This window comes from Microbacterium sp. HD4P20 (assembly GCF_019449275.2).
Classification (GTDB): Bacteria; Actinomycetota; Actinomycetes; order Actinomycetales; family Microbacteriaceae; genus Microbacterium.
The window spans coordinates 89,946-108,239 of record NZ_JAHZQZ020000018.1; the positions used below are offsets into that span (position 1 = coordinate 89,946).

Here is an 18,294-nt window from a genome sequence, read left to right on the forward strand (position 1 = left end):
GTGACGCGGCGTGACCCCCGGCATCCGTCTCCTTCGTCCTTCTTCTGCTGCCCGTCCCTTGGCGCAACAGGTCAACCGGGCTTCCACAGGAGGAATTCACGGCCGATCGTCCTGTGGAGGCGCGGTTGACCTGTTGAATCGGTTCCTCCACAGGAAAGATCGGGGGCAGGTTGTCCACGGATGGACGGATGCCGCGGCCGCCGGTCGCGGCACCGCCCCACAGTTGCGGAATGCAACAACTGGTCCACGTGGTCAAGAAGCTGGGCGGCGTCGTGCGGAGCGCCTCGCTCGTCGACGCCGGGTTCAGTCGGCTCGGGATCGCGGCAGCGGTCGAAAGCGGAGAGCTCATGGTGCCGCGAAGGGGGTGGGTCGCGGCGACGGATGCTGACCCCAATCTCGTTGCGGCGGCCCGGGCGGGCGTCGTGCTGACCTGTGTCACGCGGGCCAAGCGGCTCGGTCTATGGGTGCTGGAGGAGCCCTGTCCGCACGTCGGTGCGCCATCTACCGCATCGCGGCTCGTGCTGCCGGACGCCAGAGTGCACTGGAATGCGCCGGTCGCACCGCGAGCACCTGGGCAGCTCGAGGACGGCATCCTCAACACCCTCGTCCTGGTGGCGAGCTGCCAACCCTATGAACCGGCGCTCGCGGCGTGGGAATCCGCGTTGAAGAGCGGCCTTGTGAACAAGGAGGAACTGCGAAGGCTGCCCCTGCGGCCCCGCGCCCGCCGGCTGCTCGAAGACGCCTCGCCGTTCTCGGACTCGGGGTTGGAGACATTCGTCATCGTGCGCTTGAAGTGGCTGCGGCTTCCGATCCGGGCACAGATCTGGATCGGCGGTCACCGAGTGGACTTCCTCATCGGAGACCGGCTCGTGCTGCAGGTCGATGGCGGACACCACGTCGGATTGCAGCGGGCGGAGGATGTCGCGCACGATGCCGCGCTGACGCTGCTGGGGTATCACGTGATACGCGTGACGTACGTGCAGGTGGTGGAGCGCTGGCACGAGGTCCAGGACCTGGTTCAGCGTGCCGTGGCCCAGGGCCTGCACACGGCCGACCCGCTCGCACCCGTGCGGGCGGGTCGAAATCGCCCCGCTTAGCCCACTTCTACAGGAGAACCGGGCTTCCGCAGGACGAATCTGCGCCCGAACGTCCTGTGGAGGCGCGGTTGACCTGTTGGGAGAGGGGGGACAGCAGCCCCACGGATCGCGGCCGAGGCGAGAAGGCCGGGGTGTCGCCGCGGAAGATAGGCTGTCCTTACCCACTTCGAGCATCGAGGAACCGCGACATGACCGACCTGATCGACACCACCGAGATGTATCTGCGTACGATCCTCGAGCTGGAAGAGGAGAACATCGTGCCGCTGCGCGCTCGCATCTCGGAGCGTCTCGGCCATTCGGGGCCGACCGTGTCGCAGACCATCGGCCGCATGGAGCGCGATGGGCTCGTCGTCGTGTCGGAGGACCGCCGGCTCGAGCTCACCGACGCCGGCCGGCAGAAGGCCGTCGACGTCATGCGCAAGCACCGGCTCGCCGAACGCCTGCTGTCCGACGTGATCGGGCTGGACTGGGCGTACGTGCACGACGAGGCCTGCCGCTGGGAGCACGTCATGAGCGAGCAGGTCGAGCGCAGGCTCGTCGAGCTCCTGGGTCATCCCACCGAATCGCCGTACGGCAACCCGATCCCGGGGCTCGACCAGCTCGGCGACCTTCCCACGAACGGCTTCGAACAGGGCGTCGTGGGCCTGGTGCGCCGCCTCAACGACGCCGGCGAGCCGATCACCGGCACCGTCCGCCGCCTCGCCGAGCCGGCGCAGGTCGACCCCGAGCTGCTGCAGCAGCTCAAAGTCGCGGGCGTGATCCCGGGAGCCACCGGCGACTACCGCTACAACGAGGGTTACGTGCTCGTGCAGATGCACGGCATCGACGAGGGGCTCGAGCTTCCGGTCGAGGTCGCGTCGCACATCTTCCTGGTCGACGAGACCCGCTGAACAGCCCTGACGGATGCTCCCCACGCATCGCTTCGCGCTGCGCGGAGCCTCGGGGCGCGTGGGCCCATGAGCAGCGGCTTGCGGCATCCGTTATCGGGCCCACCCGGCAACCTGCCAGGCGCTGAGCGTGACATATTCGTTACCTTCGGGTAGCCTTCAAAAGTCCACCAGGCGAGAAGCCCGCCGACCGGACCCCGCGTGGATTGCCTCTCCGGCTCGTCGTTCACGTGGTGAAGCCCGCACATCGTGCCCCGACATCGAGTGCTGACGAGCCAGCGCCGAAGGCGCAGAGGCGCCGGAGGACCAGTTTGGCTGAAGAGATCGAGTCGCACGCGAACGAACCCGAGCGTGATACGACGAGCGTGACCCGCCGCGTACGCCACCGGACGACCGCTACGCGGACCACCCGACCCGCAGTACCCGCCAAGACCACCCCCGCACCGTCGTCGGTGCGCCCTGCCGTTGCCGCGGCCAAGAAGCCCAATCCGGTCGCCAAGCCGCTTCGCAGCCTGGTGATCCTGAGCATGGTCGGCGGCATGGTGGCCACTGTCGCGATCCCGGCGTTCGCCGCCGCCCGCCCGACCGACGAGGCCCGCACCATCCAGCAGATGGCGGTCGACGACGCGCAGACGTTCGTCGCCGCGTCGGACGCGAACGCCACCGAGCTCTCACGCGAGAGCTACTCGGCGACGACCTCCGAAGAGATCGAGAAGAAGAAGGCAGCCGAGGCCGCGGCTGAGCGCGCACGCCTGGCCGCTCAGGTCGCATCGTCGTCGTCGTCGCCTGGTGTCAAGGTCGACCTCAGCATGGTCGCCCCGGGCAGCGGGGCGGTCCGCTGGCCGCTGTCGAACTTCACCCTGGGTGAGGGCTTCGGCACCCGAGGTGGCGCCCACATGGGCGTCGACATGCTCGCTTCCGGTGGCACGCCGATCTTCGCCGCCGCCGCGGGCGTGGTGAAGGTGTCGCAAGAGAGCTACGGCGGTTATGGCGTCGCGGTCACGATCGACCACGTCATCAACGGCCAGCGCGTGGGCACCCTCTACGGCCACATGACGTACGGCAGCCGCCAGGTCGTCGCGGGTCAGACCGTCGAGGCGGGCCAGATCATCGGCCTCGTCGGCAGCACCGGACGGTCCACCGCGAACCACCTGCACTTCGAGACGTACATCAACGGCTCGAACGTCGACCCGTGGGCGTGGCTGCAGTCCAACGCCGGCTGACACAGATTCCAGACGAGAACGGATGCCGTCACCCGGCCGGGTGACGGCATCCGTTCGTTGCGCCGCAACGCGCCGTTCACGGGTCTTGCCGCCCCGGTGTCGCCGCCGTGCGTTAGCCTGAGATCCGACGCTGAGAGAGCGGAGGGGAGCTGATGGACTGCCAACCACGCATCCGAACCATGGATGCGCTTGGACGACTCGTCCTTCGGCATTGCACGAGCGGATGCCGCGGCTCTGCCGTGGCGCCCAGGCGCTGTCTCTAGACAGCGCCTTTTTCATACCCCTGCGCGCCTCGAATCGTCGAAGTCGAATCACCGGGAAGCCGTCCCGGCCGTTCGAGAGGATGATCAATGCGCACTCTGGTGCTGAATGCGGGCTATGAGCCGCTCGCAGTCGTGTCGTTCAAACGTGCTCTCGTGCTCGTGATGAATGAGAAGGCCACCGTCATCGAGCACACCGAGACCGAACCGGTGTGGGGGACGAGACGTTCGTACGATCGGCCGGCGGTGATCATCCTGACGCGGTACGTGCGTGTTCCCGGTGGTCGTCGCGTTCCGGTGACCCGGCGCGGGGTTCTGCGGCGCGACAATCACCGCTGCGGGTACTGCGGCAAGGCCGCCTCGACGATCGATCACGTGCTGCCGCGTTCGCGCGGGGGTGCCGACTCGTGGGAGAACCTCGTCGCGTGCTGCCTGCGCTGCAACAACACCAAGGGTGATCGCACGCCGCAGGAGATGAACTGGGAGCTGCGCTTCACGCCGCATCCGCCGCGCGGTGCGCAGTGGACCGTGCGGGGCACCGAGCGCACCGACCCGCGGTGGGAGCCGTACCTCGCGCTCGCCGCGTGATTCGCTGCGCCCGACCCCGGCTGACAGGATCGGTGGATGACGTTCACGATCGCGGCCGAACTGCCTGCGGCGACCGAGCTGGTCGAGCTGTACCGGTCGGTGGGGTGGACCGCCTATACCGATGACCCGGGGCGGCTCGTCGACGCCGTGAACGCGTCGCACTGTGTTCTCGTTGCGCGGAGCGGGTCTGGCGGGCTCGTCGGCTTGGCCAGGACCGTCTCGGATGGGCTGACGGTCGCCTATCTGCAGGATATCCTCGTTGCGCCTGAGTATCAGCGACGGGGCGTCGGGGGCGCGCTGCTGGACGAGATCCTGGCGCGGACCGACGGCATCCGCCAACTGGTTCTGCTCACCGACGCCGAAGAGGCTCAGCGGGTGTTCTACGAGTCGCGCGGGCTCGTCGAAGCGCACGACTTCGCTCCGAATCAGCTCAGGTCGTTCATACTCTTCCGCTGAGCGCCGCGGGTACCTCCGGACCGGTGCGATCGCGAGCCTGTCGAGGGCAGCCCGGGTCCGCGTTTCCTCGAACATAACTGTCGGAAGTACGAGTTATCCTCATTCTCTGCGGTTGAACACATAGAACATGTGTTCTAGCCTGAGGAGATGGGGGCGTTCATGCAGCTCACGGCACAGCATGTGCACGAGCCCATCGATCAGGGGCCGAGCACCGTGGCGCGGCTGCGCGCCCAGCTCGAGCGCGTGCAGGGCCGCCGGCTGGACGCCCCGGTGCTGCCGGTGCATCCTGCCCTCGCGGCGCTTCTTCCCGGCGGTGGGCTGCAGCCGGGGGCGGCGTACTCGCTGCCGCGCTCGACGTCGCTGCTGCTGGCGCTGCTCGCGCTGCCGACGCAGGCGGGCTCGTGGTGCGGGGTGGTGGGGATGCCGCGGCTCGGCGCCGAGGCGGCCGAGGCGCTGGGGGTCGATCTGTCGCGGCTCGTGCTCGTGCCCGACCCTGGTGCCCGTTGGCTCGCGGTGACCGCGACCGTCGCCGAGGTGCTGCCGGTGGTGGCGGTGCGGCCGTCGGGTCGCGCGCCCGACGGCGAGGTGGCGCGTCTGGCGGCGCGACTGCGCGATCGCGGCGCCGTGCTGCTCGTGCAGGGGCCGTGGCCGCAGGCCGAGGCGGCGCTCGAGGTGGGCGACCCGGTGTGGGAGGGGGTGGGCCGCGGCCACGGGTATCTCGCGGGGCGTGAGGTGACCCTCACCGTTTCGAGCAGGCGCTGGCCGCGGCCTCGTCGCGCGCGGGTGATGCTGCCGGATGCCGCGGGCCACGTCTCGGCGACAGAACAGGCACGGTCGGTCCAGCCCGTGCATCCGGTCGACGTCGAGGCGCGATCGGTCTATCCCCTCGAGGCCCGAGCGGTGGGCTGACATGGCGCTGAGGTCTCCTGTGCGCAGCCTGGTGCTGTGGTTTCCCGACTGGCCGGTCACGGCGCTGACCCGCGAGGGCTCCCCGCCGCTCGACCCGTCGCGGGCGATCGCCGTCGTCGAGCGCAATCTCGTCGTCGCATGCTCCGCCGCGGCGCGCGCCGAAGGGGTGCGCCGGGGTCAACGTCGCCGCGATGCGCAAGCGCGCTGCACGGGGCTGACGGTGGTTCCCGCGGATGCCGCGCGCGAGCATCGCACCTTCGCGCCGGTCGTGTCGCTGATCGAAGAGAAGGCGCCGGGCGTGCAGCTGGTGCGGGCGGGGCTCTGCGCACTGCGGGTGCGTGGTCCTGCCCGGTACTACGGCGGGGAGGCCGAGGCGGCACGCGTGCTGATCGAGGCGCTGCACGCCTTCGGTCTCGACGAGGTGCGGGCGGGGATCGCCGACGGGCCGTTCACGGCCGAGCAGGCGGCGAAGGCTGGTGCGAGCGCGCGGGACCCGGTGTTCGCCGTGCCCGCGGGGGGCGCCGCCGGCTTTCTCGCGCCGTTGTCGGTGGCGGTGCTCGATGGCTCGTCGTTCTCGGCGGGTGAGACGGCCGACCTCGTGGGGCTGCTCGCGAGGCTCGGCGTGCAGACGCTCGGCGCGTTCGCCGCGATGGAGCCCGATCGGGTGCGCGAGCGGTTCGGCGAGCGTGGCATCCGCGTGCACTCCCTCGCCGCGGGCCGAGACTCGCGTCCGGTCGAGCCCCGCACCCCGCCTCCCGAGCTGCAGCGCGAGGTCGCGTTCGAGCCGCCGCTCGAGATCGCCGACCAGGTGGCGTTCGCGATGCGCCTGACCGCCGACGACTTCATCGCGGGGCTCGGAGCGGTCGACCTCGTGTGCACCGAGCTGCGCGTCGAGCTGGTCGGCGACCGGGGCGAGCGCAGCGAGCGGGTGTGGCTGCATCCGGGTTCGTTCGACGCGGCCGCGGTCGTGGACCGGGTGCGCTGGCAGCTCGCCGAAGACGTCGGCGGCGGCGCCGATGCGGGAGGACTGCGCAGCGGGGGTCTGCATAGTGGGGTCACCCTCGTGCGGATCTCGCCCGAGGCGGTGGACGAGGCATCCCATCACGCCCCCGCGCTCTTCGGCGGCGGGCCGGAGGAGCGCGTGCACCACGCGCTGTCGCGTGTGCAGGCGATGCTCGGTCATCGCGGCGTGCTGACACCCGCGATCGGCGGAGGCCGATGGCTCGCCGAGCGGCAGGTGCTCGTGCCGTGGGGAGACCGGCACGTGAAGGGTTCCGACGGGCTTGCCGCGCAGCGCGGCCGCCCGTGGCCGGGGAGTCTGCCCGACCCGCTGCCGGCGACGGTGTTCGCCGAGCCGGTGCCGGTCGACGTGCGTGCTCTGGGCGGCGAGATCATCGACGTCGACGAGCGGGGCAGCGTCTCGGCCGTTCCCGCTTTTCTCATCGAGAGCGGGCGGCGGCGCGGGATCGAGGCGTGGGCGGGGCCGTGGCCGGTGGTCGAGAGGGGATGGGATGCCGCGCGGGCGCGTCGTGCCCACCGGTTCCAGGTCGTCGACGCCGAGGGCGGGGCGTGGCTGCTCGTGTGCGAGGGCGACACGTGGACGGCGGAGGCGCTGTATGACTGACGTGACCCGCGGCGTTTCGTCTCGCTCGACGACCGAAGGCACCCGGTCGTTGAGCGAGCGAGGAACGAGCGAGACGAAACGCCCCGAGCCGACGAACGACGGCGGTGATCGCTGATGGGCTTCCACAACCCCGGCGTGCCGTGGTCCGAGATGGAGCGCGTCCTCAGCGGCCGGCGCCGGCCCGATGCGCGCCCGGCGGATGCGGACGGCGGCGACAGTCCGGCGTGGTCGCACAAGCGCGGCCCGTACGTGCCGCCCAAGATCGAGCGCCCTCCCGAGGTGATCCCGTACGCCGAGCTGCACGCGCACTCGTCGTTCTCGTTCCTCGACGGCGCGTCCTCTCCCGAAGAGCTCGCCGAAGAGGCTGAGCGGCTGGGGCTGCACGCGCTCGCGATCACCGACCACGACGGCTTCTACGGGATCGTGCGCTTCGCCGAGGCGGCCGAGTCGCTGGAGCTGAAGACGGTGTTCGGTGCCGAGCTGTCGCTCGAGCTGCCGCAGCCGCAGAACGGAGAGCCCGACCCGGTGGGGTCGCATCTGCTCGTACTGGCGCGCGGCGAGGAGGGCTACCACCGGCTCGCGGGCGCGCTCACCCACGCGCAGCTGGCCGGGGCCGAGAAGGGGCGGCCGCGCTACGACCTCGAAGAACTCGCCGCCCAGGCGGGCGGGGAGTGGGCGGTGCTCACCGGGTGCCGCAAGGGTGCGGTGCGTCGTGCGCTGGCACCGGGAGGGGAGGGACCGGATGCCGCGGCCCGAGAGCTCGACCGGCTGGTCGCGCTCTTCGGACGTGAGGCCGTGCACGTCGAGCTCATGGACCACGGCAATCCGCTCGACTCGCGTGACAACGACGTGCTGGCAGGCCTCGCCCGCGAGCGGGGGCTGCCGCTGCTGGCGACCAACAACGTGCACTACGCGGTGCCCCGGCGGCAGCTGCTGGCGGCCGCCGTCGCGGCGGTGCGCGCCAACCGCGGCCTCGACGAGCTCGACGGCTGGCTGCCGGCGCACGCGGGTGCTCATCTGCGCTCGGGCGCAGAGATGGCGGAGCGGTTCGTGCGGTATCCGGATGCCGTGGCCCGAACGGTGACGCTGGCCGACGAGCTGGCCTTCCCGCTGCGCCGCGCCAAGCCCGCGCTGCCGAAGCAGAAGGTGCCCGAGGGGCATACGCCGATGTCGTGGCTGCGGCACCTGGTGTGGGAGGCGGTGCCCCGCAAATACCCCGACCTCGCGGCCAAGGACCGCGACCGCATCGAACGCGAGCTCGCGGTCATCGAGATGAAGGATTTCCCGGGTTATTTCCTCATCGTGCACGGCATCGTGCAGGAGGCCCGACGCCGACGCATCCTGTGCCAAGGGCGCGGGTCCGCGGCCAACAGCGCGATCTGCTACCTGCTCGACATCACGGCCGTCGATGCGATCGCGTACGACCTGCCGTTCGAGCGGTTCCTCTCGAGCCTGCGCGACGAAGAGCCCGACATCGACGTCGACTTCGACTCGGACCGCCGCGAAGAGATCATCCAGTGGGTCTATGCCACCTACGGGCGCGAGCGCGCGGCGCAGGTGGCGAACGTGATCCAGTACCGGCCCAAGAACGCCGTGCGCGACATGGCGAAGGCACTCGGCCACTCGCCGGGCCAGCAGGACGCGTGGTCGAAGCAGGTGGAGCGCTGGGGAGCGATGCTCGACACCGGCGACGATCACGACATCCCCGATCAGGTGATCGAGTTCGCGTCCGAGCTGCTCAAGGCGCCGCGGCATCTCGGCATCCACTCCGGCGGCATGGTGCTCACCGACCGGCCGGTGGGCGAAGTCGTGCCGATCGAGCACGCCCGCATGGAGAACCGCACGGTGATCCAGTGGGACAAGGACGACGCCGCGTGGATGGGTCTGGTCAAATTCGACCTGCTGGGACTCGGGATGCTGGCGGCCCTGCAGTACTGCTTCGACATGATCCGCGTCTCGACGGGGGAGGACTGGGAGCTGTCGACCATCCCGAAGGAGGAGCAGGCGGTGTACGACATGCTGTGCCGTGCCGATTCCATCGGGGTGTTCCAGGTCGAGTCGCGCGCACAGATGGGGCTCTTGCCCCGGCTGCAGCCGCGACGCTTCTACGACCTTGTGATCGAGATCGCTCTGATCCGTCCCGGACCCATCCAGGGTGGCGCGGTGCACCCGTACGTGCGGCGCAAGATGGGGCTGGAGAAGGTCACGTATGCCCACGAGAAGCTCGAGCCGGTGCTGGCGCGCACCCTCGGCATCCCGGTGTTCCAGGAGCAGCTCATGCAGATGGCGGTCGCCGTCGGCGAGGTCAGCGGCGAGGACGCCGACCTGCTGCGCCGGGCGATGGGCTCCAAGCGCGGGATCGAGCGTATCGAGTCGCTGAAGGAGAAGCTGTACGCCGGCATGGCGAAGAACAACCTCGTGGGGGAGGACGCCGACGCGATCTACGCGAAGATCCAGGCGTTCGCGAACTTCGGGTTCGCCGAGTCGCACTCGCTGTCGTTCGGGCTGCTCGTGTACGCCAGCTCGTGGATCAAGCTGCACTATCCGGCGGCGTTCCTCGCGGGACTGCTGCGTGCCCAGCCGATGGGCTTCTACTCGCCCGGCACGCTCGTGTCGGACGCGCGCCGGCACGGCGTCGAGGTGCACCGACCCGACCTGCACCTGTCCGGCGTCGAGGCCCTCCTCGAACCCACCACCCGGTCGTTGAGCGAGGAGCGCGGCGACGAGACGAAACGCCCCGAGCCGCCGCAGGACGTTTCGTCTCGCTCCGCTCGCTCAACGACCGAGACTCGCCCCACCGGGTTGGACTCGTGCCTGGAGCGGCATCAGCCACCCGTGGGGAAGTTCGACCTCCTCGCGCCCGACGAGTCCGCGGCGCACCGCCGCGACGGCGGCTCCGCCGTGCGGCTGGGGCTTGCCGGGGTGAAGGGCATCGGCAAGGCGGTGGCGCAGCGCATCGTCGCCGAGCGCGAGGCGCAGGGACCGTTCCGTGATCTGCGCGACCTCGTACGGCGCACCGGCATCACCGGCGCGCAGGTCGAGGCGCTGGCGACGGCGGGGGCGTTCGAGAGCCTCGGGCTGGCCCGCCGCGAGGCGATCTGGCTCGCCGGCTCGGCCGCTCAGGACCGCCCCGAGTTCTTGCCCGACTCCCTCGTCTCGGTGCAGCCACCGCTGTTCACCGATCCCACCAGCTACGAGATCCTCGCGGCCGATCTGTGGGCCACCGGCATCTCGACCGACGATCACCCGATGACGCACTACCGTTCCGGTCTGGATGCCCGTGGCATCCTGACCTCGCGCGAACTGCGCAGCCACGAGACCGGCCGCCGTGTGGAGGTCGCAGGACTCGTGACGCACCGGCAACGGCCGGCCACGGCATCCGGGGTCACCTTCCTCAATCTCGAGGACGAGCATGGCCTGGTGAACATCGTGTGCTCGGTGGGGGTGTGGAACCGCTACCGCCGCATCGTGCGGGACTCGCCGGCGTTGATCGCGCGGGGGATGCTGGAGCGCTCGGCGGAAGGCGTGACGAACCTCGTCGCGGACCGGTTCGAGGACCTGCGGGTGGGTGTGCAGCACCGGGCGCGGGACTTCCGGTGACCGCTTCGTAGCGGTGCTCGGCCATCGTCGCAACCCCCTACGGTGTCGAAGCGAGTGGACGTAGCGTCGCCTCAGCAGAACCTCGACCAGGAGGTTCCCACGAGCCACGAAACTGAGCACCCGTCTCGAAAACTCTGGCAGGGTGACGCAGCCTCCGCTCCCCTCGGGGAGGTGGAGGGGGAAGGGAGAAGTGACCACGCGTCATCAGTTGGTCGTCAACGGCCACACGTATCCGCTCGCAGACGACGATCGGCTGACCGACACGAAGCGTGCCATTCTCACCGCCGTCCACGATGGCGGCGCCTTCGTCGAGGTGCGGGCCGGCGCGGTCACCACCGCCGAAGTGCTGGTGACCCCCGCGACCTCCATCATCATCGAGCACATCGACATTCCCGACAACGGTCAATTCGAGCTGCGTGAGCTCGAGACCGTCCGGTCCGATTCCGGGCACGACGACGAGACCGACCTCTGGATGTGACGATCGACGCGCCAGCCGCTCGTCACCACCCGGTGAAGAGCAGGTGCTGCACCGTGAGCGCGAAGCCGGCCTGAACCCCGATGCCCCACCGGCGCCAGCCCGGCGGCAGCAGGGCGGCTCCCACGAGCATCCACGGCACGAACGGCAGCCAGATGCGTTCGACCTCGGCCTTGCTCATCTGCGACAGATCCGCCAGTGCCACCATCGCGAACCCGGCGAGTGCGAGCGCGGCGACGGCCAGGGCCTGCCGCGCTTCGGGCGCGCCGGCGCGCCTGGTCGCGCGCGCACCAGCCCCGAACAATTCGGCGAAGGCCGCCCCGACGGCCGGTCCGACCCACGGACCGGCGCTGAACACGAGCGCTGCCAGATTGCCCCACATCCAGTAGCCGGCGGGGCGATCGCTCGCGATCCCATCCCAGTACCGCTCGTGAAGCACCGGCAGGGCTTCCCACCACGCGAACCCGCCGAGGGCGAAGGCGCCGACGACGGCGCACGCACTGACAACCGCCCACGGCAGCGGATGCCACGACCGGGCGAGCAACAGGATCGTCACCGCCAGCACCCCGAGGAGCGGCAGCCCGTACGACAGCATCACGCAGTACCCGAAGAGCAGTCCCGAGACCACGGACCACACGCCGACGCGCAGAGCACCCCGGCTCGTGGCAGCGACCGAGAGCGCCCACGCGGCCCACGCCGCCACGGCGGCGAACATGCCGTCGGCCGACACCGCCACCCAGATCGCGGCCGGTCCGATAGTCAGGAGCAGCGCGGCGCGGCGCGCGAAGTCCTCTGAAGACAGGCGACGCACCGTGAGGAGCACGGCGACCGCGGTCGAGGCTCCGAGCGCGATGACGACCAGCCCGGCAGCCGTTGCGCCGCCGAGCCCCAGCCGCACGAGCACGAGAAAGAACAGCAGGGCGCCGGGTGGGTGACCGGCGATGTGGACCGGCCAGTTGTCGGGGTGGGCGAAGGGGATGCGCGAGACGTACTCCTGCAGCGTCGCGCCGAAATCGGTCACGGCGCGTGCGGTCTGCAGGTACTCGTAGTCGGTCTCGAGGATGTGCCCGAGACCGGCCACGCCGTCCACGGTGGCGAGGCTGATCATCCAGGCGGCACCGAAGAGGTACACGGCGACGAGCAGGCGCGGCCATGACCAGGTCGTCGCGCGCGGGCCCCACACCACCGCCGCCACCGCCAGCAGCACCGCGGCCGGCGTGCCCGGTCCGAGCCGGGGCATCCATTCCGCGTGCAGCGGCGGGAACGAGTTCACGTGCACCCACCAGGCCGTCAGCGGCGGTACCGCCAGCGCGGCGACGAGCACCGCGACCGCGACCGCGAGGCCGATCATGGCCGCGCGCCGATGCGGCGCCGTCTCGCGTTGCGCGGCGGGTGCGTGCCGGGGCGTCGTCATCACCCGCCTCCGGCGGGGGCGCGCATCGGTGCGCGGGCGAACTCGCGCATGCCGTCTTCGAAAGAGATGCGCGGTCGCCAGCCGAGTTCGTCGCGCAGCCGAGCCGACGACGCAGTGATGTGACGCACGTCGCCCAGCCGGTACTCGCCGGTGATGACGGGATGCGGTCCGCCGAGCGCGCGCGAGAGGATCGATGCCATCTCGCCGATCGTGTGCACGTCGCCCGAGCCCACGTTGAACGCACGCGACGAGCCGGCGGGCTGCTGAGCCGTCCATTCCAGCGCGAGCAGGTTCGCCTGGGCGACGTCATCGACGTGGACGAAGTCGCGGCGCTGGCCGCCGTCCTCGAAGACCCGCGGGGCTTCGCCCGCCTGCAGCGCCGAACGGAACAGCGCGGCGACCCCGGCGTACGGCGTCGCCTGGGGCATGCCCGGGCCATAGACGTTGTGATAGCGCAGCGCCGCGACCCTGCCGCCGGTCTCGCGCGCCCACGCCCGAGCGTGCAACTCCTGCGCCGCTTTGCTGACGGCGTACACGTTGCGCGGGTCCAGTGGTGCGTCCTCGTCGACGAGCCCGGGCTGCAGCGGCGCACCGGTGCGCGGCGACCGCGGCTCGAACACGCCCGCGCGCAAGTCGTCGACCGACCGGGGCGGTGCAGCGATCGGGCCGCGGGCGTCGGAGTAGGCACCTTCGCCGTAGACCACCATCGACGACGCGAGCACCAGCCGAGAGATCCCGGCCGCCGACATCGCCGACAGCAGAACGGCTGTGCCGAGCTCGTTGCTGCCGACATAGTCGGGCGCATCGCCGAAGTCGACACCGAGACCGACCTTCGCCGCCTGATGGCACACCACATCGACTCCCGCCACGGCGGCGGCCACGGCATCCGGATCCGTCACGTCGCCCCGGACGAACTCCACGCCTTCGGGTATCGCGGGAGCCGCCTGGCGCGCGTGCACGTCGGGGCGCAGCGAGTCGAGCACGACGACGCGCCACCCTCGTCGGTGCGCGGCCGCCACGACGCGTGACCCGACGAACCCCGCGCCGCCGGTGACCAGGAGCGAAGGGGTCACAGCGCCTCCGCGTGCTTCGGGGCGGCGGCCAGCACCCGCGCGCTCGCGTCCGGTGACACCAGGGACCGAGGCTGGTAGTCGGCGGTCAGCCCGGCGACGGCGGCCTCGAGCACGGCCACGATGCGGTCGTGCGCGGCGGTGAGCCTCGCGAACACGGCATCGGCGGTCACCGCCTGCTCGGCGGGAGTCGCGGCGTCGGCGGTTCCGGCATCCGAGTCGGTCACGAACGACAGGCTCGCGTAGCCCACGCCCAGCTCGGCCGCGAGCGCGGCCTCGGGGTACTGCGTCATGTTGACGATGTCGGCGCCGAGGGTTCGCAGCATCCGCGACTCCGCTCGCGTCGAGAAGCGGGGCCCTGCGATCACGGCGGTCGTTCCGGTTGCAGCGAAGGGTTCACCGCGCGCATCGAGCGCCGTCGTGAGCGCGGACCGCAGCTCGGGGCAGAACGGATCCGCGAAGGCGAGATGCTGCACGTCGTCGCCGTCGAAGTACGTGTCGGCACGGCCGCTCGTGCGGTCGATGAGCTGGTCGGGCACGACGAACGTGTCGGGTGCCAGCGCCGGGTCGAGGCTGCCGACGGCCGACGAGGCGAAGATGGCGCGCACCCCGGTGTGCGCGAGCGCCCACATGTTCGCGCGGTAGTTGACGCGGTGCGGAGGGATGCCGTGGCTCATGCCGTGACGAGCCAGGAAGGCGATCGCGACCCCGCCGAAACGCCCGACAGCGAGGGGAGCGGAGGTCGGGCCATAAGGCGTCGGGACTGTCATCGTGACCGGCTCGTCGAGCAGTTCGTAGAGGCCGGATCCGCCGATGACCCCGATGCGCGGCGGCTCTGCGGACTCGGCGGCGAGGGACTGGTCGCTCATGGCTTCACGGTGGCAGATCCGCGGGCGGAGAGTCACCCCCTTGCCTTACGGTTCCGTGACGGTCATGCGAGCTGTCTCCGATTCGTCATCGTCAGCCCATCGCGGTGGTCGCGGCACCGGCGCACAATGGCCCGCATGAGCGATGCCGTGACGCGCTGGAGCGAGGCGCTGGCGCCCCGTGCGCACGCGGTGCAGCGCGCGCTGGGTTCCGCCGAACGCACGCCCCGCATGGCGGTCGTGATCGGCCGGCTGCTCGGCGCCGGGATGCTGGTGTGCCTGCTCACCGGCGTGTACAGCCACCTGCTGCAAGACCCGTCGGCGCCGGTAGTGCTGCCCACGCGCCCGGTCGAGCTCTACCAGTGGAGCCAGGGCACGCACGTCATGGTCGGCACGGCGCTGATGCCACTGCTGCTCGCGAAGCTGTGGGTGGTGTATCCGCGACTGTTCCGCTGGCCGCCGGTGCGGTCGATCGTCGACCTCGCCGAGCGGGCATCGATCGCTGTGCTGGTGTCGGCCTCGCTCGTGCAGGTGACGATGGGGCTGCTCAACACGTTCCAGTGGTACCCGTGGCCGTTCTCGTTCCGCGGCGTGCACTGGGCGCTGGCGTGGGTCATCGTCGGCGCACTGGTCGTCCACGTCGGCGTCAAGCTTCCGCTGATCGCGCGGCACTGGACCCGCGCGGCAGAGGCGCGAGACACCACCGAGCACGAGACGGATGCTTCGGCATGAGCGATCGCGACGGCATCGACCGACGGGGGTTCCTGGTCGGGGTGGGCGTGTCGACGGTCACGCTCGTGGCGTTGACCGCGGGGCAGTCGTTCGGACCGCTCGCCCCGCTCAACGCCTTCGCGCCCCGCGTGAAGGGAGAGGGCCCGCAGGGCGTGCCCATCAATCGGACGGCGCGACAGGCCGCGGTCGAGGAGGCCGCCGCCGACCCGGCATGGGTGCTGTCGGTCACCCGCGCCGACGGCACCACCACGCGATGGGACCGCGATCAGCTGGCGGCACTGCCGACGACGGAGGTGCGGCTGCCGATCGCGTGCGTCGAAGGCTGGAGCACGACCGCGGACTGGACGGGCGTGCGGCTGCGCGACCTGCTCGATCTCGCCGGCATCCCGGCGGCGCGCTCGGTGCGCATCGAGAGCCTGCAGCGACGCGGAGCCTTCCGTGCCACGACGATGACGCCCGAGTTCACCCGCGACCCGCTCACACTGGTCGCCCTCGAGCTCAACGGCGAGACCCTCGATCTCGACCACGGGTATCCGGCGCGCATCATCGCGCCGGCGCGGCCCGGCGTGCTGCAGACCAAATGGCTGAGCTCGATCGGCGAGATCTCATGACCGCGCTGCGCGTCGGGCTCGTCGCCGTCGGCGTCGCGGTGCTGGTGTTCGGCGCCACCCAGCTGGCGGCGATCCTGTCGCTCGCCGACCTGGCATGGCTCGTCGTCTGGCTGGCGGCAGCTCTGGTGATCCACGATGCCGTGCTGGTGCCTGCCCTCGTTCTCGTGCGGAGCGCCTTCCGCCGGCGCTCGCGGGCGTGGCCCCGTGTGATCGGTGTCGTGGCCGAGGTGGCGTTCGCTACGGTCGCGATCCTCACCCTGTATGTGGCACCCGAGCTGTGGGCGCAGGCGCGCGGGACGCCGAATCCCACCCTGCTCACCGGCGACTACGCGCCGCGCCTGCTGTGGGCCTGGGCGCTGGCGGCGATCGTGGTGATCGTCGTCGCGCGGGTCGTGCTCGGGCGGCAGCGGCGGCAGCGGCGGCTGCGCGAGGGCGCGGTCAGGCCACGCCGAACTCGATGATCTGCCGGCGGCGGCCGTGCCACGTCCGCACCTCGTACAGTCCCACCGCCGCCGCGTGACGCCGGGCGGCGGCCGCGCCCACCTCGGCCCAGCGGAAGGGCAGGCTCGCGCGGCCGTCGGCGTCGACCAGCACACCGTCGAACCGGCGATCCCGGTTGGTCCGCGGGTGCGTCTCGACGGCGATGCGCCCGCCGACCCGGACGAGCTGCGCGCAGCGAGCGAGGAGCGCGACCGGGTCTCCGCCGATCCCGATGTTCCCGTCCAGCAGGAGCGCACTGCCCCACGCCCCTTCACGGGGCAGCGACTCGAACACCGAGCCGTGCACCGCATCGTGCCCGCGCGCGGTCGCGATGCCGATCGAGGCGTGCGACACATCGACCCCGAGCGCGCGGTGACCGGCGAGTCGTGCGGCGTGCAGCATGCGTCCCGGACCGCATCCGATATCGAGGATCGGGCCGGGCAGCTCGCCGACGAGGTGCCGTTCGAGCCTGCTCGGCTCTTTCAGGAACCGGCCCAGGTCGAGCGAGGTCTCGGCACCGCTGCGCACGTCGCGCAGCGTCACGTGCGATGCCCCGCCCCGCAGCGCCTGGTCGTAAGGCTCGCCGGGACCGGTGCCGAAGCGCGACGTGGGAGGGATGCCGGGGGCTCCGGCGGTGACGTGCGTCATGCGATCGCCTCCTCGGTCGAGAGCCTGCCGATCGTGCGCGCGAGCCGGCTGCCGGCCGGCATGGAGCGCAGCACGTGCTCGAGACTGGCCGCATCGTCGAGGTCGGTCATCGTTGCGAGGTCGCGCACACGCAGTCCCGCCTCGACCAGTCGTGCCCGCTGGCGCGCACCGGTGTCGGCACGCGACATCGGCACGCCGCGCACGAGGTCACCGCGCGGCTCGCGCAGCGCCAGCAGCCAGAAGCCGCCGTCCGCGGCCGGACCGAACCATGCGTCTACGTCGCCCGGCCACTCGCCCACGACGGCCGCGAGATCGGCGGCGGTGACCTGCGGCGTGTCCATGCCGATGACCACGGTGAAGCCGCGGCAACCGTCCAGTGCGGCGGCGATGCGATCGTCGAGGCCGCCGGGCGCCTGCGCGACGACCTCGAATGCGTCGCCGGCCGCGGGTGGGGCCGCGCCCTCGATGCACAGCACGCGCCGCTCGACGGTGAGCCCTTGAACCGTGGCGAGGGTGTCGTCGAGGGATGCCGCCGCGATGGCCGCGGCATCCGTCAGCGAATACGGGGGATGAAGGCGCGTCTTGACCCGCCCCGGCACGCACTCCTTCGCCATCACCACGACGGTCGTCATGAGGCACGCTCCCGCAGCAGGCGAGACATGTCGGAGATGGCGATCATGGTGCCGCGCGCGGTGCCGGTCACCTTGGAGCGCCCGACGCGCGGGTGGTACGAGACGTCGACCTCGGCGATGCGCCACCCCGAGCGTGCCGCGCGCAGCACCATCTCGAGGGGGTAGCCGCTGCGGCGGTCCTGCAGTCCGAGGGCCAGCAGGTCGGTGCGACGGGCCGCCCGCAGCGGGCCGAGGTCATGCAACGCGGCACCGGTGCGCCGGCGCAGACTGCCGGCGAGATACGCGTTGGCGAGCCGGGCGTGCAGCGGCCACGCGCGCGGCGCGGTGGGGCGGCGCCGACCGAGCACGAGGTCGGCCGTGCCGGTGCGGATGGGTTCGCACACGCGGTCCAGGTCGAGGGGGTCGAACGACCCGTCGCCATCGCAGAATGCCACGATCTCGGCGGTCGCCGCGCACAGTCCGGCGTGCGCCGCGGCTCCGAAGCCGCGCCGCGGCTCGTGGATCACCGTCGCCCCGAACGCGGCGGCGACTTCTGCCGTGGCATCCGTCGATCCGTTGTCGACCACGATCGGCCGGTAGCCGAGCGGCATCGCGCCCAGCAAGGCGGGGAGCGCTGCCGCCTCGTCGAGGCACGGCAGCACCACATCGACCGGCTGCGGCGCATCCATCGGTCCCGGCATGCCACGAGGCTAGGCCGGGGTTGGCCGGCACGCGCCGGGGTT

Annotated in this window: 18 protein-coding genes; 12 read left to right on the forward strand and 6 right to left on the reverse strand. The window is 71.2% G+C overall.

Annotated elements, in window-relative coordinates:
* Positions 1 to 230: 230 nt before the first annotated feature.
* From K0817_RS13725 to K0817_RS13765, 9 genes are all read left to right on the forward strand, one after another.
* Positions 231 to 1,097, forward strand: a complete 867-nt coding sequence (locus K0817_RS13725; RefSeq protein ID WP_219982093.1) for an endonuclease domain-containing protein — start codon at positions 231 to 233, stop codon at positions 1,095 to 1,097.
* Positions 1,098 to 1,285: 188 nt separating this feature from the next.
* Positions 1,286 to 1,987, forward strand: coding sequence for a metal-dependent transcriptional regulator (locus K0817_RS13730; RefSeq protein ID WP_219982094.1), 702 nt, complete (start codon positions 1,286 to 1,288; stop codon positions 1,985 to 1,987).
* A gap of 308 nt (positions 1,988 to 2,295) precedes the next feature.
* Positions 2,296 to 3,207 carry a M23 family metallopeptidase gene (locus K0817_RS13735; protein WP_219982095.1) on the forward strand — a complete coding sequence of 304 codons (912 nt, stop codon included), beginning with the start codon at positions 2,296 to 2,298 and terminating at the stop codon, positions 3,205 to 3,207.
* Between the two features lie 350 nt (positions 3,208 to 3,557).
* Complete coding sequence (locus K0817_RS13740) at positions 3,558 to 4,055, forward strand: HNH endonuclease (protein WP_219982096.1); 498 nt, start codon at positions 3,558 to 3,560, stop codon at positions 4,053 to 4,055.
* Positions 4,056 to 4,091: 36 nt separating this feature from the next.
* On the forward strand, positions 4,092 to 4,511 hold the full coding sequence (locus K0817_RS13745) for a GNAT family N-acetyltransferase (RefSeq protein ID WP_219982097.1): 420 nt from the start codon (positions 4,092 to 4,094) through the stop codon (positions 4,509 to 4,511).
* A 147-nt stretch (positions 4,512 to 4,658) separates the two neighbouring features.
* Positions 4,659 to 5,420, forward strand: coding sequence for a hypothetical protein (locus K0817_RS13750; RefSeq protein WP_253735391.1), 762 nt, complete (start codon positions 4,659 to 4,661; stop codon positions 5,418 to 5,420).
* 1 nt (position 5,421) lies between these two features.
* Positions 5,422 to 7,044, forward strand: a complete 1,623-nt coding sequence (locus K0817_RS13755; RefSeq protein ID WP_219982098.1) for a DNA polymerase Y family protein — start codon at positions 5,422 to 5,424, stop codon at positions 7,042 to 7,044.
* Between the two features lie 114 nt (positions 7,045 to 7,158).
* On the forward strand, positions 7,159 to 10,644 hold the full coding sequence (locus K0817_RS13760; RefSeq protein ID WP_219982099.1) for an error-prone DNA polymerase: 3,486 nt from the start codon (positions 7,159 to 7,161) through the stop codon (positions 10,642 to 10,644).
* A gap of 190 nt (positions 10,645 to 10,834) precedes the next feature.
* Positions 10,835 to 11,122, forward strand: a complete 288-nt coding sequence (locus K0817_RS13765) for a hypothetical protein (RefSeq protein ID WP_219982100.1) — start codon at positions 10,835 to 10,837, stop codon at positions 11,120 to 11,122.
* A 22-nt stretch (positions 11,123 to 11,144) separates the two neighbouring features.
* On the opposite strand, the gene K0817_RS13770 is transcribed toward K0817_RS13765, so the two are convergent.
* From K0817_RS13770 to mtnP, 3 genes are read right to left on the reverse strand one after another with little or no spacing between them, the layout of a single operon-like run.
* Positions 11,145 to 12,533 (reverse strand): hypothetical protein, encoded by a 1,389-nt coding sequence (locus K0817_RS13770; protein ID WP_253735392.1) that lies wholly within the window; start codon positions 12,531 to 12,533, stop codon positions 11,145 to 11,147.
* Positions 12,533 to 13,606, reverse strand: a complete 1,074-nt coding sequence (locus tag K0817_RS13775) for an NAD-dependent epimerase/dehydratase family protein (RefSeq protein ID WP_219982101.1) — start codon at positions 13,604 to 13,606, stop codon at positions 12,533 to 12,535. The genes K0817_RS13770 and K0817_RS13775 overlap by 1 nt, the downstream gene beginning before the upstream one ends.
* Positions 13,603 to 14,472, reverse strand: coding sequence for an S-methyl-5'-thioadenosine phosphorylase (mtnP, locus tag K0817_RS13780; protein WP_219982102.1), 870 nt, complete (start codon positions 14,470 to 14,472; stop codon positions 13,603 to 13,605). Before mtnP ends, K0817_RS13775 begins: the two co-directional genes overlap by 4 nt.
* Before the next feature lie 135 nt (positions 14,473 to 14,607).
* Here mtnP and K0817_RS13785 point away from each other — a divergent pair, with 135 nt between their 5' ends.
* The 3 genes from K0817_RS13785 to K0817_RS13795 are packed head-to-tail and all read left to right on the forward strand — an operon-like array spanning position 14,608 to position 16,273.
* On the forward strand, positions 14,608 to 15,201 hold the full coding sequence (locus K0817_RS13785; RefSeq protein WP_253735393.1) for a hypothetical protein: 594 nt from the start codon (positions 14,608 to 14,610) through the stop codon (positions 15,199 to 15,201).
* Positions 15,198 to 15,812 carry a molybdopterin-dependent oxidoreductase gene (locus K0817_RS13790; protein ID WP_253735394.1) on the forward strand — a complete coding sequence of 205 codons (615 nt, stop codon included), beginning with the start codon at positions 15,198 to 15,200 and terminating at the stop codon, positions 15,810 to 15,812. The genes K0817_RS13785 and K0817_RS13790 overlap by 4 nt, the downstream gene beginning before the upstream one ends.
* Positions 15,809 to 16,273 (forward strand): hypothetical protein, encoded by a 465-nt coding sequence (locus tag K0817_RS13795; RefSeq protein ID WP_219982103.1) that lies wholly within the window; start codon positions 15,809 to 15,811, stop codon positions 16,271 to 16,273. Before K0817_RS13790 ends, K0817_RS13795 begins: the two co-directional genes overlap by 4 nt.
* Here the strand turns inward: K0817_RS13795 and K0817_RS13800 are convergent.
* From K0817_RS13800 to K0817_RS13810, 3 genes are read right to left on the reverse strand one after another with little or no spacing between them, the layout of a single operon-like run.
* Entirely contained in the window at positions 16,251 to 16,940 is a 690-nt protein-coding gene (locus K0817_RS13800) for a bifunctional 2-polyprenyl-6-hydroxyphenol methylase/3-demethylubiquinol 3-O-methyltransferase UbiG (RefSeq protein WP_219982104.1), read from the reverse strand. The genes K0817_RS13795 and K0817_RS13800 overlap by 23 nt on opposite strands.
* Entirely contained in the window at positions 16,937 to 17,572 is a 636-nt protein-coding gene (locus K0817_RS13805; protein WP_219982105.1) for a DUF2064 domain-containing protein, read from the reverse strand. Before K0817_RS13805 ends, K0817_RS13800 begins: the two co-directional genes overlap by 4 nt.
* Positions 17,569 to 18,252 (reverse strand): glycosyltransferase family 2 protein, encoded by a 684-nt coding sequence (locus tag K0817_RS13810; protein ID WP_219982106.1) that lies wholly within the window; start codon positions 18,250 to 18,252, stop codon positions 17,569 to 17,571. Before K0817_RS13810 ends, K0817_RS13805 begins: the two co-directional genes overlap by 4 nt.
* Positions 18,253 to 18,294: the final 42 nt, after the last annotated feature.

Excerpts from the sequence above, each read along its gene's own strand:
- K0817_RS13725 (WP_219982093.1), top strand. The coding sequence starts at position 231 with ATGCAACAACTGGTCCACGTGGTCAAGAAGCTGGGCGGCGTCGTGCGG.
- K0817_RS13730 (WP_219982094.1), top strand. The coding sequence starts at position 1,286 with ATGACCGACCTGATCGACACCACCGAGATGTATCTGCGTACGATCCTC.
- K0817_RS13740 (WP_219982096.1), top strand. The coding sequence starts at position 3,558 with ATGCGCACTCTGGTGCTGAATGCGGGCTATGAGCCGCTCGCAGTCGTG.
- K0817_RS13745 (WP_219982097.1), top strand. The coding sequence starts at position 4,092 with ATGACGTTCACGATCGCGGCCGAACTGCCTGCGGCGACCGAGCTGGTC.
- K0817_RS13750 (WP_253735391.1), top strand. The coding sequence starts at position 4,659 with ATGGGGGCGTTCATGCAGCTCACGGCACAGCATGTGCACGAGCCCATC.
- K0817_RS13755 (WP_219982098.1), top strand. The coding sequence starts at position 5,422 with ATGGCGCTGAGGTCTCCTGTGCGCAGCCTGGTGCTGTGGTTTCCCGAC.
- K0817_RS13760 (WP_219982099.1), top strand. The coding sequence starts at position 7,159 with ATGGGCTTCCACAACCCCGGCGTGCCGTGGTCCGAGATGGAGCGCGTC.
- K0817_RS13770 (WP_253735392.1), bottom strand. The coding sequence starts at position 12,533 with ATGACGACGCCCCGGCACGCACCCGCCGCGCAACGCGAGACGGCGCCG.
- mtnP (WP_219982102.1), bottom strand. The coding sequence starts at position 14,472 with ATGAGCGACCAGTCCCTCGCCGCCGAGTCCGCAGAGCCGCCGCGCATC.
- K0817_RS13785 (WP_253735393.1), top strand. The coding sequence starts at position 14,608 with ATGAGCGATGCCGTGACGCGCTGGAGCGAGGCGCTGGCGCCCCGTGCG.
- K0817_RS13790 (WP_253735394.1), top strand. The coding sequence starts at position 15,198 with ATGAGCGATCGCGACGGCATCGACCGACGGGGGTTCCTGGTCGGGGTG.
- K0817_RS13795 (WP_219982103.1), top strand. The coding sequence starts at position 15,809 with ATGACCGCGCTGCGCGTCGGGCTCGTCGCCGTCGGCGTCGCGGTGCTG.
- K0817_RS13800 (WP_219982104.1), bottom strand. The coding sequence starts at position 16,940 with ATGACGCACGTCACCGCCGGAGCCCCCGGCATCCCTCCCACGTCGCGC.
- K0817_RS13805 (WP_219982105.1), bottom strand. The coding sequence starts at position 17,572 with ATGACGACCGTCGTGGTGATGGCGAAGGAGTGCGTGCCGGGGCGGGTC.
- K0817_RS13810 (WP_219982106.1), bottom strand. The coding sequence starts at position 18,252 with ATGCCGGGACCGATGGATGCGCCGCAGCCGGTCGATGTGGTGCTGCCG.